Origin of the sequence: Streptomyces sp. HUAS TT7 (genome assembly GCF_051550175.1) — a bacterium.
Classification (GTDB): Bacteria; Actinomycetota; Actinomycetes; order Streptomycetales; family Streptomycetaceae; genus Streptomyces.
On sequence record NZ_CP196175.1, the window covers coordinates 1499065 to 1515359 of the forward strand.

At 69.4% G+C, this 16295-nt stretch carries 14 protein-coding genes; 9 read left to right on the plus strand and 5 right to left on the minus strand.

All coding sequences use genetic code 11. The features are described from left to right. Positions 1 to 485: 485 nt before the first annotated feature. Positions 486 to 1370: a succinate--CoA ligase subunit alpha gene (sucD, locus tag ACSHXC_RS06490; protein WP_438290640.1), complete on the minus strand. Its 885-nt coding sequence runs from the start codon at positions 1368 to 1370 to the stop codon at positions 486 to 488. 1 nt (position 1371) lies between these two features. Then, positions 1372 to 2508: an ADP-forming succinate--CoA ligase subunit beta gene (gene sucC / locus ACSHXC_RS06495; RefSeq protein ID WP_438290641.1), complete on the minus strand. Its 1137-nt coding sequence runs from the start codon at positions 2506 to 2508 to the stop codon at positions 1372 to 1374. A gap of 185 nt (positions 2509 to 2693) precedes the next feature. Between sucC and ACSHXC_RS06500 the strand changes: the two genes are divergently transcribed. From ACSHXC_RS06500 to ACSHXC_RS06520, 5 genes are all read left to right on the plus strand, one after another. After that, on the plus strand, positions 2694 to 4388 hold the full coding sequence (locus ACSHXC_RS06500; RefSeq protein ID WP_438290642.1) for a thiamine pyrophosphate-binding protein: 1695 nt from the start codon (positions 2694 to 2696) through the stop codon (positions 4386 to 4388). Positions 4389 to 4400: 12 nt separating this feature from the next. Continuing rightward, on the plus strand, positions 4401 to 5645 hold the full coding sequence (frc, locus tag ACSHXC_RS06505) for a formyl-CoA transferase (RefSeq protein WP_438290643.1): 1245 nt from the start codon (positions 4401 to 4403) through the stop codon (positions 5643 to 5645). A 3-nt stretch (positions 5646 to 5648) separates the two neighbouring features. Beyond that, the gene (locus ACSHXC_RS06510) at positions 5649 to 7793 is read left to right on the plus strand and encodes an acetate--CoA ligase family protein (RefSeq protein ID WP_438290644.1); all 2145 of its coding nucleotides are present in this window, start codon (positions 5649 to 5651) and stop codon (positions 7791 to 7793) included. Positions 7794 to 7862: 69 nt separating this feature from the next. Continuing rightward, positions 7863 to 9269 (plus strand): OFA family MFS transporter, encoded by a 1407-nt coding sequence (locus tag ACSHXC_RS06515; protein WP_438290645.1) that lies wholly within the window; start codon positions 7863 to 7865, stop codon positions 9267 to 9269. A 92-nt stretch (positions 9270 to 9361) separates the two neighbouring features. Next, complete coding sequence (locus tag ACSHXC_RS06520) at positions 9362 to 9793, plus strand: low temperature requirement protein A (protein WP_438290646.1); 432 nt, start codon at positions 9362 to 9364, stop codon at positions 9791 to 9793. 49 nt (positions 9794 to 9842) lie between these two features. Here the strand turns inward: ACSHXC_RS06520 and ACSHXC_RS06525 are convergent, their stop codons facing one another. Next, a complete protein-coding gene (locus ACSHXC_RS06525) occupies positions 9843 to 10811 on the minus strand; it encodes an alpha/beta fold hydrolase (RefSeq protein ID WP_438290647.1) in 969 nt (322 codons plus the stop codon). 801 nt (positions 10812 to 11612) lie between these two features. Between ACSHXC_RS06525 and ACSHXC_RS06530 the strand changes: the two genes are divergently transcribed. Next, entirely contained in the window at positions 11613 to 12020 is a 408-nt protein-coding gene (locus ACSHXC_RS06530) for a carbonic anhydrase (RefSeq protein ID WP_438290648.1), read from the plus strand. A gap of 35 nt (positions 12021 to 12055) precedes the next feature. Next, the gene (locus ACSHXC_RS06535) at positions 12056 to 13576 is read left to right on the plus strand and encodes a SulP family inorganic anion transporter (protein ID WP_438290649.1); all 1521 of its coding nucleotides are present in this window, start codon (positions 12056 to 12058) and stop codon (positions 13574 to 13576) included. Positions 13577 to 13736: 160 nt separating this feature from the next. Here ACSHXC_RS06535 and ACSHXC_RS06540 read toward each other — a convergent pair whose 3' ends face one another. After that, entirely contained in the window at positions 13737 to 14417 is a 681-nt protein-coding gene (locus tag ACSHXC_RS06540; RefSeq protein WP_438290650.1) for a GntR family transcriptional regulator, read from the minus strand. 351 nt (positions 14418 to 14768) lie between these two features. Between ACSHXC_RS06540 and ACSHXC_RS06545 the strand changes: the two genes are divergently transcribed. Next, positions 14769 to 15449: a VC0807 family protein gene (locus ACSHXC_RS06545; protein ID WP_438290652.1), complete on the plus strand. Its 681-nt coding sequence runs from the start codon at positions 14769 to 14771 to the stop codon at positions 15447 to 15449. A 19-nt stretch (positions 15450 to 15468) separates the two neighbouring features. On the opposite strand, the gene ACSHXC_RS06550 is transcribed toward ACSHXC_RS06545, so the two are convergent. After that, positions 15469 to 15930 (minus strand): hemerythrin domain-containing protein, encoded by a 462-nt coding sequence (locus ACSHXC_RS06550; RefSeq protein ID WP_438290654.1) that lies wholly within the window; start codon positions 15928 to 15930, stop codon positions 15469 to 15471. Here ACSHXC_RS06550 and ACSHXC_RS06555 point away from each other — a divergent pair. After that, the gene (locus ACSHXC_RS06555; RefSeq protein WP_438290655.1) at positions 15929 to 16279 is read left to right on the plus strand and encodes a hypothetical protein; all 351 of its coding nucleotides are present in this window, start codon (positions 15929 to 15931) and stop codon (positions 16277 to 16279) included. The two genes, ACSHXC_RS06550 and ACSHXC_RS06555, sit on opposite strands and share 2 nt — an antisense overlap. The last annotated feature ends 16 nt before the right edge of the window (positions 16280 to 16295 follow it).

Below are 16295 nucleotides of genomic sequence, written 5' to 3' on the forward strand. Positions count from 1 at the left end.
AAGCCTCCGGCGGTGGGTCGTTGGGCTTGGGGTTGCGGGTGGTGCGGCGGGGCTCCGCCCCGGGCCCCTACCCTCGCGGGTGCTTCGGCCTCGGGCCGGTGGGTGGCACTGGGCCCTCGCACCTCGACGGCGAGTTCGTCGACTGCGGGCCGTCGGGGGCTGGTCGCGCAGTTCCTCGCGCCCCTTAGCAGGGCCCACCTCAAGCCCCCGTCGGCGCAGGCGAATTGGTGGCCTACCCCCGAACCCGCCCCCGCCCTCCAGTAGCAGTTTCTTCGGCCTCCGGCCCGGGGGCCTACCCCCTCAACTAGACGGGGAGTTCGACGACTGCGGCACGAGGGGGCTGAATTGGCGTCCCAATAAAGGACGTTGTCCCGCCCAGCAGACCTCCCCAAAGCCGCTCCAGCGCAACCCACTGAAGGGGCGCGGGGAACTGCGCGACCAGCCACCGGCAGCCCGCAGCCGAGCCTCACCCCACCAGCACTCGGCTACCCCAACAACCCCACCACCACCCCCGCCGTCTCCGTAGGAGTGGAGCCCACCGACACCCCCGCCGCCTCCAGCGCCGCCTTCTTCGCCGACGCCGTTCCGGTCGAACCGGACACGATCGCTCCTGCGTGGCCCATCGTTTTGCCCTCGGGGGCCGTGAAGCCCGCGATGTAGGCGACCACCGGCTTCGTCACGCGGGCCGCTATGTACGCCGCCGCCCGTTCCTCCGCGTCCCCGCCTATTTCACCTATCAGGACGATCAACTCGGTGTCGGGGTCCGCCTCGAAGGCGGCCAGGCAGTCGATGTGGGTGGTGCCTGTCACCGGGTCGCCGCCTATGCCCACCGCCGACGAGAAGCCGATGTCTCTCAGCTCGTACATCAACTGGTACGTGAGCGTGCCCGACTTGGAGACCAGGCCTATGCGGCCGGGCCTGGGGGCGATGTCCGCCGGGATGATGCCCGCGTTGGACTGGCCGGGGCTGATCAGGCCCGGGCAGTTCGGCCCGATGATGCGGGTGGCGCCGCCCCGCGCTCGGGCACGGGCGTGGAACGCCACCGCGTCGTGCACCGGGATGCCTTCTGTTATCACCACGGCCAGGGCGATGCCCGCGTCCACCGCTTCCTCAACTGCCGCGCGCGCGAAGGGCGGTGGGACAAAGACCACCGTGACGTCCGCTCCCGTCGCCGCCATCCCCTCCCCCACCGTCGCGAACACCGGCACCGTACGGTCGTCGAAGTCGACCACCCGGCCCGCCTTGCGCGGGTTGACGCCGCCCACTATCTCCGCGCCGGCGGCCAGCATCCTGCGGGTGTGTTTCATGCCCTCGGCTCCGGTCATGCCCTGGACGAGGACCTTGCTCTCCTTGGTGAGGAAGATCGCCATGTCAGACTCCCTGCTGGGCGAGTTCGGCGGCGCGGCGGGCTGCGCCGTCCATGGTGGTGGCCTGCTGGACCAGCGGGTGGGCGTGGCCGGAGAGGATCGCGCGGCCCTGCGCGGCGTTGTTCCCGTCCAGGCGTACGACCAGGGGCTTGGTCAAGTGCACTGATTCCAGGGCCTGGACGATGCCGTCTGCCACCGCGTCGCAGGAGGTGATCCCGCCGAAGACGTTCACGAACACGGACTTCACTGCCGGGTCGGAGAGGATCACGGTCAGGCCGTCCGCCATGACCTGGGCCGAGGCCCCGCCTCCGATGTCCAGGAAGTTGGCGGGGCGGGCTCCGCAGCCCGCGACCACGTCCAGCGTGGACATGACCAGGCCCGCTCCATTGCCGATGACCCCTACCTCGCCGTCCAGCTTCACGTAGTTCAGGCCCTTGGCCGACGCCGCGGCCTCCAGCGGGTCCCTACTCGTGTCCACCCCGGACGCGTCCCAACGCGCGTGCCGGAAGCGCGCGTTGTCGTCCAGGGTGACCTTGCCGTCGAGTGCCAGGATCTCGCCCGACGCCGTCCGCACCAGGGGGTTCACCTCCACCAGGACCGCGTCCTCTTCGACCAGGACCTGCCACAGGCGGGTCAGCACGGGGGCCGCCTCCGGCGGGAGCTTCGCCGCCGCGGCGATCTCGGCCGCCTTCGCCGCGTCCACCCCCCGTTCCGGGTCGACGTGGATCCGGGCGACGGCCTCGGGGCGGCCGGCCGCGACCTCCTCGATCTCCATGCCGCCCTCGGCGGACGCGATCGCGAGGAAGGCCCCGGCCGCGCGGTCCAGGACGTACGAGACGTAGAACTCGGCCTCGATGTCGACCGGTTGGGCCAGCATCACCTTGCGTACGACATGGCCCTTGATGTCCATGCCCAGGATCTGGCGGGCCGCCAGTTCGGCTGCCGCCGGGTTCGCGGCGAGCTTCACACCGCCCGCCCTGCCCCTGCCTCCGGTCTTCACCTGCGCCTTGACGACCACCCGGCTGCCCAGCGACTCGGCCGCCGCGCGGACTTCGCGCGGCGATGCGACCACGGCCGCGTCGGGGACCGCGATGCCGTGGTCCTTGAACAGTTCCCTTGCCTCGTGCTCGTACAGATCCACTGCCGGCTCCTGACCGAGTGTGAAAGTGCCGCGCGCCCCCTGGACATCACGCCATCGAATGAGGGATAACAAGGTTCATACAGTATTCGTCGACTGTATGCAATCTATCCGGAGGACGCCCCCTGCCCTCGGCGGGCAGCACCGGAGGCGCACCTCGGCTCCCCTACGAAGGGACGGACTTCGCCATGCCTCAAGGCTCCGACGACAGCGGTCAGGACCTCGTCTCGGGCGGACACCTCGTCGCCAAGGCGCTGAAGGCGGAGGGCGTCGATGTCATCTACACCCTCTGCGGCGGCCACATCATCGACATCTACGACGGCTGCGTGGACGAGGGGATCGAGGTCGTCGACGTACGTCACGAGCAGGTCGCCGCGCACGCCGCCGACGGCTACGCCCGGATCACCGGCAAGCCGGGCTGCGCCGTGGTCACCGCCGGGCCCGGCACCACCGACGCCGTAACCGGCGTCGCCAATGCCTTCCGTGCCGAGTCCCCGATGCTCCTGATCGGCGGTCAGGGCGCGCACAGCCAGCACAAGATGGGGTCGCTCCAGGACCTCCCCCATGTCGACATGATGACGCCGATCACCAAGTTCGCGGCGACCGTCCCGGACACCGCGCGGGCCGCGGACATGGTGTCGATGGCGTTCCGCGAGTGCTTCAACGGGGCGCCGGGGCCGTCCTTCCTGGAGATTCCGCGCGATGTGCTCGACGCGAAGGTGCCGTTGGAGAAGGCGCGCATCCCGGCGGCGGGACGCTACCGGGCCTCCACCCGCAGCCCCGGCGACCCGGAGGCCGTCGAGAGGCTCGCCGACCTGCTCGTACACGCCGAGAAACCGGCCATCCTGCTCGGCAGCCAGGTGTGGACGAGCCGGGCCACCGACGACGCCATCGAGCTCGTACGCACCCTGAACGTGCCCGCGTACATGAACGGGGCCGGGCGCGGCACGCTGCCGCCCGGCGATCCGCACCACTTCCAGCTGTCGCGCCGGTACGCGTTCTCCAACGCCGACCTCATCGTGATCGTCGGCACCCCCTTCGACTTCCGTATGGGGTACGGGAAGCGGCTCTCGCCGAGTGCGACGGTCGTGCAGATCGACCTCGACTACCGGACCGTCGGCAAGAACCGGGACATCGACCTCGGGATCGTCGGCGACCCCGGTCTGATCCTGAAGTCCGTCACCGAGGCCGCCTCGGGACGGCTCAACGGCGGCGCCGTCAAGCGCAAGGCGTGGCTGGAGGAGCTGCGGACCGCCGAGCAGATCGCGATCGAGAAGAGGCTGCCGAGTCTGAAGTCGGACGCCTCGCCGATCCATCCGTACCGGCTGGTCAGCGAGATCAATGAGTTCCTCACCGAGGACTCGATCTACATCGGGGACGGCGGCGACATCGTCACCTTCTCCGGCCAGGTCGTGCAGCCGAAGTCGCCGGGGCACTGGATGGACCCGGGCCCGCTCGGCACGCTCGGTGTCGGCATCCCGTTCGTGCTGGCGGCCAAGCAGGCCCGGCCGGACAAGGAGGTCGTGGCGCTGTTCGGCGACGGGGCGTTCTCGCTGACGGGCTGGGACTTCGAGACGCTGGTGCGCTACGACCTGCCGTTCGTCGGCATCGTCGGCAACAACTCCTCGATGAACCAGATCCGTTACGGCCAGGCGCAGAAGTACGGCCTGGAACGGGAGCGGATCGGCAACACCCTGGGCGACGTCCACTACGACAAGTTCGCGCAGATGCTGGGCGGCTACGGCGAGGAGGTCCGCGACCCCGCCGACATCGCGCCCGCGCTGCGACGCGCCCGTGAGTCGGGCAAGCCGTCGCTGATCAACGTGTGGGTCGATCCGGACGCGTACGCCCCCGGAACCGTGAACCAGACCATGTACAAGTAGAGGAGCCCTGCCATGACAACGGCCCCCGCGACCAAGGCACTTGAGGGCGTGCGCGTCCTCGACATGACCCACGTCCAGTCCGGCCCTTCCGCCACCCAGCTGCTCGGCTGGCTCGGCGCTGACGTCGTCAAGCTGGAGGCGCCCACCGGCGACATCACCCGCAAGCAGCTGCGCGACCTGCCCGACGTCGACTCCCTCTACTTCACGATGCTCAACTGCAACAAGCGGAGCATCACCCTCAACACCAAGACGCCGCGCGGCAAGGAGATCCTGACCGAGCTCATCCGCCGGTCCGATGTGATGGTCGAGAACTTCGGCCCCGGCGCGGTCGACCGCATGGGCTTCACCTGGGAGAAGATCCAGGAAATAAACCCCCGGATCGTGTACGCCTCGATCAAGGGCTTCGGGGAAGGCCCGTACACCGACTTCAAGGCGTACGAGGTCGTCGCGCAGGCCATGGGCGGGTCGATGGCCACCACCGGCTTCGAGGACGGGCCGCCGCTCGCCACCGGCGCGCAGATCGGGGACTCCGGGACCGGCATCCACGCGGTGGCCGGCATCCTGGCCGCGCTCTACCAGCGCGAGTCCACCGGGCGCGGCCAGCGCGTCCAGGTCGCCATGCAGCACGCGGTCCTCAACCTGTGCCGGGTCAAGCTGCGCGATCAACAAAGGCTGGCGCACGGCCCGTTGGCGGAGTACCCCAATGACAACTTCGGCACGGAAGTTCCCCGTTCCGGCAACGCGTCCGGCGGCGGGCAGCCCGGCTGGGCCGTGAAGTGCGCGCCCGGCGGGCCCAACGACTACGTGTACGTGATCGTGCAGCCGGTCGGATGGCAGCCGGTCACCGAGCTCATCGGCCGCCCCGAGCTCGCCACCGACCCCGAGTGGGCAACACCCGAGGCGCGCCTGCCCAAGCTGGGCAAGATGTTCCAGCTGATCGAGGAGTGGTCCTCGACTCTCCCCAAATGGGAGGTGCTTGAGCGGCTGAACGCGCACAACATCCCGTGCGGCCCGATCCTCTCCACCAAGGAGATCATCGAGGACGCGTCGCTGGCCGCCAACGAGATGGTCGTCGAGGTCGAGCACCCCGAGCGCGGCCGGTTCACCACCGTCGGCTCGCCGCTCAAGCTCTCCGACTCCCCCGTCGACATGGTCACCTCGCCGCTGCTCGGCGAGCACAACGAAGAGGTGTACGTCGGCGAACTGGGCCTTGGCGACGAGGAACTGCGGCTGCTCAAGACGAACGGGGTGATCTGAGCGATGGCCAGTGTCGAGGCACAGGACCGCGAGGCGGTGCGGGCGCTGCTCGCGGCCGTACGGGCCGAGGGGCGCGACGCGCTCACCGCGCCCGAGGGCAGGACGATCGCGGACGCGTACGGGATCGCCGTGCCGGGCGAGGCGCTCGCGCGGGACGTCGACGAGGCGGTCGCACACGCCGCGCGGCTCGGCGGCAGGTCCGTACTGAAGGTCGTCTCGCCGGACATCCTGCACAAGACCGACGCCGGCGGGGTCGTGGTCGGCGTGGAGGGCGCGGCCGAGGTGCGAGCCGCCTTCCACCGGATCATCGAGAGCGCCCGCGCCTACGCACCCGATGCGCGCATCGACGGCGTGCAGGTGCAGCAACTCCTGCCGCCGGGGCAGGAGGTGATCGTCGGGGCGGTCACCGACCCCACGTTCGGCAAGGTGGTGGCGTTCGGGCTCGGCGGGGTTCTTGTCGAGGTGCTGAAGGACGTCACGTTCCGGCTCGCTCCGGTCACCGCCGACGAGGCGATGTCCATGCTGGACTCGATCAAGGCGGCGGAGATCCTGCGCGGGGTGCGCGGCGCGCCGGCCGTGGACCGGTGGGCGCTCGCGGAGCAGATCCGCCGGGTGTCCCAGCTGGTCACCGACTTCCCGGAGATCGCGGAGGTCGACCTCAACCCGGTGATCGCCACCCCGGAGGGCGCGGTCGCCGCCGACATCCGGATCCTGCTGACGACGGAGGTGGCCAAGCCGCGCCGGACGTACACCCGGGAGGAGATCCTGCGGTCGATGCGGCGGCTGATGCAGCCGCGCTCGGTCGCGGTGATCGGCGCGTCCAACGAGCAGGGGAAGATCGGCAATTCGGTCATGCGCAACCTGGTCGACGGAGGTTTCCCCGGGGAGATCCACCCCGTGAACCCCCGGGCCGATGACATTCAGGGCCGCAAGGCGTACAAGAGTGTCACGGACGTTCCGGGTGAGGTGGATGTGGCGGTCTTTGCGATCCCCGCCCAGTTCGTCGCGTCGGCACTGGAGGAGGTGGGCCGCAAAGGCATTCCGAACGCGGTACTCATCCCGTCCGGCTTCGCCGAGACCGGCGAGCAGGCCCTCCAGGACGAGATCGTGGCCATCGCCGAGCACCACGGAGTGCGGCTGCTCGGGCCCAACATCTATGGCTACTACTCCACTTGGCAGGACCTGTGCGCCACGTTCTGCACCCCGTACGACGTGAAGGGCCCGGTCGCCCTGACCAGCCAGTCCGGCGGGATCGGCATGGCGATCCTCGGCTTCGCGCGCTCCACCAGGACCGGGGTGTCGGCGATCGTGGGGCTCGGCAACAAGTCGGACATCGACGAGGACGACCTCCTGACCTGGTTCGGCGAGGACCCCAACACGCAGTGCATCGCGATGCACCTGGAGGACCTCAAGGACGGCCGGGCCTTCGTCGAGGCGGCGCGGGCGACCGTGCCGAAGAAGCCGATCGTGGTCCTCAAGGCCGGGCGGACCAGCGCGGGCGCCAAGGCCGCGGGCTCCCACACCGGGGCCCTGGCCGGCGACGACGCCGTGTACGACGACATCCTGCGCCAGGCGGGGGTCATCAGGGCGCCCGGCCTCGGCGAGATGCTGGAGTACGCGCGGGCCCTGCCCGTGCTGCCCGCACCGCAGGGCGACAACGTCGTCATCATCACCGGCGCGGGCGGTTCGGGGGTGCTTCTGTCGGACGCGATCGTCGACAACGGGCTCCGCCTGATGGAGATCCCGGCGGACCTGGACGCCGCGTTCAAGGCGTTCATCCCGCCCTTCGGCGCCGCGGGCAACCCGATCGACATCACCGGCGGCGAGCCGCCGGCCACGTACGAGGCGACGATCCGGCTCGGCATGGAGGACCCGCGCATCCACGCGCTGGTGCTCGGCTACTGGCACACGATCGTCACCCCGCCGATGGTGTTCGCCGAGCTGACGGCGCGGGTCGTCGAGGAGTTCCGGGCACGCGGCATCGAGAAGCCCGTGGTGGCCTCGCTCGCGGGTGACACCGAGGTCGAGGAGGCCTGCGCGTACCTCTTCGAGCGCGGCGTCGTCGCCTACCCCTACACCACCGAGAAGCCGGTAGCGGTGCTCGGTGCGAAGTACCGCTGGGCACGGGCCGCGGGGCTGCTCACCTAGGGCCCTGCCGCAACGAAGGGTTTGGACAGGGGGCGCTGGCCAGGTTCTTTCGAAGCCAAGGGGACGACCATGAGCGACAGTTCCACATCCGGGGAGCCACGGTACGCGGCGGGTGTCGCGTACCGGGAAGTCACGGACAGCAAGGGCCGCGTGTATCGCGTCGGCGAGACTGATCGCGATCTGCTGGGCCACAGCCGCAAGTTGATGGTGTACCTGCCCTGGGTCGCGATGATGGCGATCAGCGTGTCCGAGTACGCCTACGGTTCCGCCGAGGACACCCTCTCCGAGGCCCACGGCTGGACGCAGAGCAACACCTTCTGGATTCTGAGTGTCTGGGTGTTCTTCCAGGCGGGCATCGCCTTCCCCGCGGGCTGGATGCGGGAGAAGGGCATCCTCACCGCACGGCGGGCCATGTACATCGGTTCGGCACTCTGCCTCGTCGGTTTCTTCGCCCTGTCCCACCTGCACAACGTCCTCGCCGCGATCTTCGGCTTCGGCGTCGTGGGCGGTGTGGGGTCCGGACTCGTCTACGCGACCTGTATCAACATGGTCGGCAAGTGGTTCCCGGAACGGCGCGGCGCCAAGACGGGCTTCGTCAACGGCGGCTTCGCCTATGGCTCGCTGCCCTTCATCTTCATCTTCAACTACGCCTTCGACACCGCCAATTACCACGAGGTCCTCGACCTCATCGGTGTCTATGTGCTGATCGTGGTGGCTATCTGCGCCTGGTTCTTCAAGGACCCGCCGAAGAACTGGTGGCCGGCGGAGATCGACCCGCTGAACTTCTCCGGCAACGCCAAGAGCGCGGCGAGCCTCGCGAAGAACCCCCCGGCCGCCAAGCAGTACACCCCGAAGGAAGCCGTCAGAACCGGCATGCTGCCGTTGATGTGGGTCACCATCGTGATGACGGCGGGGGTCTCCGTCTTCGGCATCTCCTTCCAGGTGGACTACGCGAAGGAGGTCGGCTTCGGCCCGCTGGTCGCGGCCTCGTCCATGGGCGTCATGGCGGTCATCAACGGCATCGGCCGGGCGGTCGTGGGCTGGCTGTCCGACCTGTGGGGCCGCAAGCTGACCCTGGTGTTCGTGATCGTGGTCCTGGGTCTCGCGCAGTTCGGCGTGATCTGGGCCGGCCATCTGCACAGCCAGGCGCTGTTCCTGTTCTTCGCTTTCCTCTCCGGCTTCGGCGGCGGCGCGTTCTACCCGTTGTTCGCGGCACTGACCCCGGACTACTTCGGCGAGAACTACAACGCCTCCAACTACGGCCTCGTCTACAGCGGCAAGCTGGTGAGCGGCCTGTTCGGCGGCGGACTCGGCTCCATGGTCGTCGACGCCTGGGGTTACGACGGCGCGTATGCCCTGGCCGGCGGCATCTCGATGGTGGCGGGCTGCATCGCCCTACTGCTGCGACAGCCCGGCCGGACCAGGATGAAGGACATCGCGGCCAACCCACAGCCCATCAGCCGGGAGGTGGTGTAGGCCCACATGTGCGCACGACTGCCCCGGAGCTGAGACAGTCCGGGGCGGCTTCGCTGTGCTCGGCCAGGGTGTCGGCCGCGCGTGGGAACGACATGCCTGCGGGGGGGACGTATGCCTGCCGTCGACGGCACTGTGGTGGCGACCGCTGGAGACCCGGCGCCCTGCGGCGCTCCAATCAGGTACCGCCGGAGACCAACGCCCGCCGCTTCTCACTCATCCTCGGCATGTGTGGGTTCCTCACATGTGCGCCGGCCATACCAGGGGTATTCGCCACCAACGGCGTCGCCTTCGGCCTGGGGTTCCTCATGGTCACCGTGGCCCACAGCGCGCTGTACGCGCTCCTTCACGGGCGGTACGTCCTGAGTTTCGCGCTCACCAACGTCCTCGCGGCGCTGTGCGTGACGGCGGCGGGCACGGTGAGCGGCCGGGCCGCAGAAGGACTGTGGCCGGCCGCAGACGTGGGCCGCGGGATGATGGGCTCCTTCCTGCAACACAGCCGCACCGACAGGCCATCACCTGCCTGAGACCGAACAGCTCCGCCGAACAGGTGCCGCACCGGGCGGAAACGGTCCATCAGCCCCGTAGCTCTGTCAGGAACTCGACCAGCGCGGCATTCACTTCCTCGGGCCGCTCCTGCTGAGTCCAGTGGCCGCAGCCCGGCAGCGTGATCGGTGCGCGGCGCAGGCTGGGCATCAACTCCGGTAGTTTCGCGATGAGTTCGGGCGTCCCCGGGAATGCAGGGACCAGGTCGCGGTCGCCGTACACGTACAGTGCGGGCGGACTGACGACCGCGCCGTGCCAGGCGGCGGTCAGCTCCCAGTTGCGGTCCAGGTTGCGGTACCAGTTCAGGGCTCCGGTGAAGCCCTTGGCGTAGCTCTCGGTGAGCTCGTCCAGGTCCTGCTCGGTGAGCCAGTCCGGCAGCACCTCGGGGTTGGCCATGTCCGCGAGCCAGCCCCGGCCCGGATCGGCCACCAGCGCCTGATCGGGGCGGCCCGCATCGGGGGCGTCACCGGAGGCGGAGTAGAACAGCTTGCGCAGGGCGGTGCGGGCGTCGTTGGCGAACTCGGCGTCGGCGACCCCGGGCCTGTTGAAGTAGTTCCAGTAGAAGCGCCCGCCGAACCGCTCCTGCATGGCCGCCAGCGGCGGACGCTCCCCGCGGAACGGCGGCGGCACACTCAGCCCCGCCACCCCGCGCACGACGTCGGGCCGCAGCAGCGCGGTGTGCCAGGCCACCGGTGCGCCCCAGTCGTGCCCGACGACGAACGCCCCCTCCTCGCCCAGGGCGTGGATCAGCCCGACCACGTCCCCGACGAGATGGAGGATGCTGTACGCCTCCACGCCCTCCGGGTGATCACTGCGGCCGTATCCCCGCTGGTCAGGGGCGACCACCCGGAACCCGGCGGCGGCCAGTGGTGCGAACTGGTGGCGCCAGGAGTGCCAGGACTCGGGGAAGCCGTGCAGCAGCACGACGAGCGGGCCCTCGCCCTCCTCCGCGATGTGCAGCCGGATACCGTTCACGTCGATCATGCGATGCTCAACCATGGGCCGAGCATACGCCTGCGCGTTACACGTAATTGCTGGCGCAACTCCTCATCGGCGTAGCGCCACACCCTTTGGAGAAGGCCATCTCCAGTGCGAACGGACGGCCGGATCCCGCAGGTCGGCGCGACGCGATGGCGCGGAGTTCGTCAAGCGGCCCGAGGGAGGTCCACGGTCGCCCGACCATCTGTGCCGTACTTGTCGGCGCACCACGCGATGGTCCGGCGAGGCGCTTCGGCAAAGGGACTCCCCCGCAGCCGAACCCCTTGTCCGGGGACAGGAGTTGCCCGACCTGGCGGCGGCTCGTGCCGCCACCGCGGGTCCCCGTCCGCCCCACTACGCCGACCGAGACGTCGAGAGGCTGTTTCACATTCCACAGGCCTCAACTTCAAACAATTGGAAGGTAAAGCACGATCGTCGATCAAGTGAAGGGCAAGGATTTCCAATGGCGTCGCGCACGGAGTCGGCAAGGGAGTCCCTCGTGGTGCACTGCCGATGCAAGTACCTTGTTCCAGAGGCGCGTTGTGCGCCTGCAGCGCCACCGTACGCCCCACTTACCTGGCCTCGAAATTGATCAAATGTCCCATTCCTGTGGGATTTTGCCAACTATTTCATCTGCCGTCAGCAGGCAAAGCACTGGTAAGTTTTGTTGCGGCTGCGAATCCGACTGTGCCGCAGTGGTGTGGCGTATCGCCCCGAGGACGTGGCGCTGAGGAATCGCCGCCGCACCCCTTCACAACTCTTGACCGACCCGACCACACCGCGCCCCGGCTGAAGCCGCGCAGGCGCAGGAGGCAGGCCATCATGAAGTCACTGATCGACAAGACGTGTTCCTTCTCGGCCACGCACATGGCCGACCCCCGGCATGCGGAACTCTTCCAGGCCTCTGAGGCCGGGCAGGCCCCGCAAGTCCTGTTCATCACCTGCTCGGACTCTCGCGTCGTACCAACCCTGATCACCGGGGCGCTCCGGGGTGAGTTCTTGCCGCCGCACGCCCCCGTCCGCTCGCCGGCGACGGCCTCCGCCGGGATCGCGGAAGCCGTACAGGCCCACGCCCTCGCACAGTTGGAGACGCTGCGCGGCTACTCGTGCGTCCAAGAGCGCATCGACGCGGGCACGCTCTCCCTGCACACCTGGCACTACGACGTGCATACCGGCGCGGTCAGAGCGCAACAGGCGCAAGACGGCGGACTGTCGTTCAAAGCCCTGTGAACCGGCCGGGCACGAATTCGGGGGGACCTTCGCTCATGCTTTGCGCTTTCAAGAATCCTGCTGTCCTGCGCCAGGACGCGCTCGCCTCGCTCGTGGTGTTCCTGGTGGCCCTGCCCTTGTGTGTGGGCGTGGCCGTGGCGTCGGGCGTGCCGGCCGAACTCGGCCTGATCACCGGCATCGTCGGCGGGCTCGTCGTGGGCTTCCTGCCAGGGAGCGCGCTACAGGTCAGCGGCCCGGCGGCGGGCCTGACCGTCCTCGTCTTCGAAGCCGTCCGGGAGTTCGGACTGAGCACGCTCGGCGCCATCGTGCTGGCCGCCGGAGTGCTCCAGATCGGCCTCGGCCTGTTGCGGTTCGGCCGCTGGTTCCGGGCGATCTCCGTCTCGGTCGTACAGGGCATGCTGGCCGGCATCGGACTCGTGCTCGTCTTCGGGCAGCTGTACACCATGGTCGGCGTCCATCAGCCGCGCTCGGGCCTGGAGAAGATCTTCGGCATCCCGGGTCTGGTCGGTCACATCGCCACCAGCCGCTCCGCACTGACCGCCTTCGCGGTAGGCCTCGGCAGCATCATCGTGCTCGTGGGGTGGAAGAAGCTGCCCGCCAAGGTGCAGCTGATCCCTGCGCCGCTGGCCGCGGTGGCCCTCGCCACCGCCGGCACGGCCATCGGTGGCCCGGACGTCGCCAACGTGAAGGTGCAGGGGCTCTTCGAGGCCATCCAGCCGCCCGGTCCGAGCGACCTCGGCTCGTTGGGCAGCGTCGCGGTGCTCGGTACGGTCCTCGCTTTCGCCCTCATCGCCTCGGCGGAATCGCTGTTCAGCGCGGCGGCGGTGGACCGCATGCACGACGGCCCGCGTACGCACTACGACAAGGAGCTGGTCGCCCAGGGCGTGGGCAACACACTGTGCGGCGTGCTCGGGGCCCTGCCGCTTACCGCGGTCATCGTCCGCAGCTCCGCCAACCTCCAGGCAGGTGCGACGACGAAGGTCTCCCGCATCCTGCACGGGTTGTGGCTGCTGCTGTTCACCGTGCTGCTGCCCATGGTGATCGGGATCATCCCGCTCGCGGCACTCGCGGGCGTACTGGTGCACGCGGGCTGCAAGCTGATCCCCGTCAAGGAAGTACTCCCGCTGTGGCGCGAACACCGCGGCGAGCTCGTCATCCTCACGATCACAGCCGTCGCCATCGTGACGACGAGCATGTTCGAAGGCGTGGTCCTGGGCCTGGTGCTGGCCGTGGCGAAGTCGGCGTGGGAGACCTCCCACGTCCACCTCGACACCCGCGAACTCACCGGTGGCAGGCTGGTGGTGGCCCTCACCGGCAACGCCACCTTCCTCCGACTTCCCCGCATCCTGCAGACCCTGGAGGCACTGCCGAAGGATCAGCCCATCGAACTCGACCTGACGGCCGCGCGGCACCTGGATCACGCCTGCCGCGCCGCCCTGCAGAACTGGGCCGCCCGCCACCACACCACTGGCACCGAACCCGTACGGATCAGAGTGCCGGCCACGGAGAACGACGCCACCATCGCGTCGGCGGGGGCGGCGGGCCGACCCGCGTGACAGTGCCCCTCGACCGGTAGCCGGAGGTCCCGTGTACCGGGGCGGTCCGCAGGCGACAGGCCGCGGAGCGCCCCGGCACGCCTCCGTGGACAGAGCCCGGCCGTGCTGCACCCGCCGGGCAGAACGGACTCGGACAACGCGGCCCGGGCCGTCGGCGGGGTCAGCCCCGCTCGGCGCGCTCGTGGTAGGTCGTGCGCGTGTGCTCGGTGTGGGCGCGCATGACCTCGGTGGCCCGCCGCTCGTCGCGCGCCGAGATCGCCGCGATCAGGTCGCGGTGCTCGATCCAGGACTGCTTGCCGCGCTGGCGGGCGACCGGCGTGTAGTACCAGCGCACCCGCCGGTCGACCTGGCCCGCGAGTTCGGCGAGCACCAGGTTCCCGGCGAGCTCCATGACCTTGGCGTGGAACGCGGCGTTGGTCGCCACGGCCAGGTCCACGTCGTCGTCCGCGACGGCCTGCTCACCCTTGGCGCACAGCTTCTCCAGCGCGGCGATCCCGGCCGACCCGGAGTTGGCCGCGGCGAGCCGGGCCGCCTCGGCCTCCAGGAGCGTACGCACCGAGAGCAGTTGGTCGGCCTCCTCCTCGGTGGGCTCGTGGACGAACGCGCCCTGCGCGGGCCGCAGGTCGACCCAGCCCTCGGTGTTGAGCCGCTGGAGCGCCTCGCGCACCGGCTGCCGGGACACCCCGAGGTGCCCCGCGAGCTCGCTCTCGACCAGGTGCTGGCCGGGGCGCAGGGCCCGCGTGGTGATCAGCTCAAGGAGGGCCTCGTACACGCGCTCACGCAGCGGCCCGGGCCGCTCCAGCTTGGGCACCGTTCCCTGCGGCAGTCCTGCGGACAACATCGGTTCCCCCCTCCTGCACCACGGGTGTCGAGCCGGTCATGGAAATTGGCTATCGTCTACAGTCTACCGAGCGCAATCCCCTCGCACATTCGTCGTCCGAATTCGGTTGCACAGGTACGGGGAATTGGCCTGGATCTGCCGCGAGGGCGGTGGTGGAGCCCACTTTTCCGCCGCTCCTGACACCTCTCTTTGCGCCTCGGGCATTGGTCCCGCCCGCACTGAGGACGGCCCCTGTCACACCTCACCGAATGACAAATGTCCTGGTGTTCTCGGGACAGCGATCTCTGCCGTCCAAGTGCCCTGCCCCGGCAGGCTGTTCCTGCCGTCGAGAACTGGACCGGGGAGACCGTGATGAGCAGCAGCCGCAACCCTTTGGTGGACAGCCTGACGCCGTTGATCGTCGAGGCGGGCGTGCCGCTGGCCTCGTACTACGTGCTCAAGGCCGCGGGGGTGGGCACCTTCGCCGCGCTGGCGCTCAGCAGTGTGCTCCCGGCGGTGCGGACGGTGTGGAGCGCGTTGAAGGGCCGCGACCTCAACCGGCTCGCCGCTCTGGTCCTGGCGGTGAACGTGGGTGGTCTGGCGCTCTCGGCGGTCAGCGGCGATCCCCGGCTGATGCTGGCCAAGGACGGTGCGCTCAGCAGCGTGGTCGGCATCGGCATCCTGCTCTCGGCGGCGGCCGGCTGCCCGCTGATGACGTCCGCGCTCAAGCCCTGGATCACCAAGAACTCTCCGGACAAGGCCGCCGCCTGGGACCGGCTGATGGCCGGGAACGCACGATTCCGCCGATGCGAGACGCTGTTCTCCGTGGTGTGGGGCGGGGCACTGCTCACCGAGTGCGTGGCTCGTGTGGTGGGGGCGTACACGATTCCGGTGGACACGATGGTGGGGCTCGGCACGATCATCCTGATCGCCGCCATCGGGGCAGCGGTCGTGATCTCCGGGGCGTTGGCGGTCGGCCCGATGGAGAAGCTGGTGGAGGGGGAGGCCGCGGCTCAAGAGGCCTCCTCCGTAACGGCTTCGGTGAGCTGCTGAGGCCACGTGCCGGAGGCGGTCACTCCGCCGGGTGGGCCTCTCGCCAGGCGGCCATCGAACGGTTCCACTCGTCGCCCGACAAGGCCGTCAGGGACGCCGGGAACAGTCCGTCCTCCTCACGGCTGATGTGGTGGTGAAGCTCCTGGACCATCACGTCGAACTCGGCCCGGCCCCCGGGCGTCGCCAGGTCCAGCGCGGGCAGTCTGGCCCTGTGGTCCCGGTGCTCGTCCATCAGGACCTTGATGTAGTCCGCGTATTCGGGGTCCTCGCGCATCACGGCGAACAGGCCGTTCTCCTCGCCGCGCCAGTGGGAGTCCAGCTCCCGCACCATGAAAGCGACCGGCTCCCGGGCCCGCGCCGTCTCGCCCGCGTCGAGCGCCCGCTGAGCGTCTCCGGCCGCATCGGGCAGTTGGGCAGTTGACCTGTGGGACGTCTCTGCCGGGCGGAACTCGGCCGGTCCGCTGAACGTCCTACAGCACATGCCTTCCACACTTGTTCTCGGTATCGACCCGCACACAGTCCCCGGCATGGACGGCGACGCCATACGCGCGGTCCTCGACAAGGAGCTGGCCCGCTTCGGCGAGCACGGCATCGACGCCTCCATGGCCCTGATCGCGCTGGACGATACGGCCGAGTCCACGGTGATCGGGGCGCTCACCGCGCACGCGTGGGACGTCGTCGTCATCGGAGGCGGAATCCGCAAGCCGGAGGCGCTGCTCGTCTTCTTCGAGCTGGTCGTGAACCTGGTCCGCCAGCACGCCCCGGCGGCCGCGATCGCGTTCAACACCAGCGGGGGCGACAGCGTGGAGGCGGCCAAGCGCTGGCTCTGAACAGGGCGCCGGCACA

Coding starts and splice junctions, on each gene's coding strand:
- ACSHXC_RS06555 (WP_438290655.1), top strand. CDS start 15,929: ATGCCTTCCACACTTGTTCTCGGTATCGACCCGCACACAGTCCCCGGC.
- ACSHXC_RS06515 (WP_438290645.1), top strand. CDS start 7,863: ATGAGCGACAGTTCCACATCCGGGGAGCCACGGTACGCGGCGGGTGTC.
- ACSHXC_RS06540 (WP_438290650.1), bottom strand. CDS start 14,417: ATGTTGTCCGCAGGACTGCCGCAGGGAACGGTGCCCAAGCTGGAGCGG.
- ACSHXC_RS06520 (WP_438290646.1), top strand. CDS start 9,362: ATGCCTGCGGGGGGGACGTATGCCTGCCGTCGACGGCACTGTGGTGGC.
- ACSHXC_RS06530 (WP_438290648.1), top strand. CDS start 11,613: ATGAAGTCACTGATCGACAAGACGTGTTCCTTCTCGGCCACGCACATG.
- sucD (WP_438290640.1), bottom strand. CDS start 1,370: ATGGCGATCTTCCTCACCAAGGAGAGCAAGGTCCTCGTCCAGGGCATG.
- ACSHXC_RS06545 (WP_438290652.1), top strand. CDS start 14,769: ATGAGCAGCAGCCGCAACCCTTTGGTGGACAGCCTGACGCCGTTGATC.
- ACSHXC_RS06535 (WP_438290649.1), top strand. CDS start 12,056: ATGCTTTGCGCTTTCAAGAATCCTGCTGTCCTGCGCCAGGACGCGCTC.
- ACSHXC_RS06500 (WP_438290642.1), top strand. CDS start 2,694: ATGCCTCAAGGCTCCGACGACAGCGGTCAGGACCTCGTCTCGGGCGGA.
- ACSHXC_RS06510 (WP_438290644.1), top strand. CDS start 5,649: ATGGCCAGTGTCGAGGCACAGGACCGCGAGGCGGTGCGGGCGCTGCTC.
- ACSHXC_RS06550 (WP_438290654.1), bottom strand. CDS start 15,930: ATGTGCTGTAGGACGTTCAGCGGACCGGCCGAGTTCCGCCCGGCAGAG.
- ACSHXC_RS06525 (WP_438290647.1), bottom strand. CDS start 10,811: ATGGTTGAGCATCGCATGATCGACGTGAACGGTATCCGGCTGCACATC.
- frc (WP_438290643.1), top strand. CDS start 4,401: ATGACAACGGCCCCCGCGACCAAGGCACTTGAGGGCGTGCGCGTCCTC.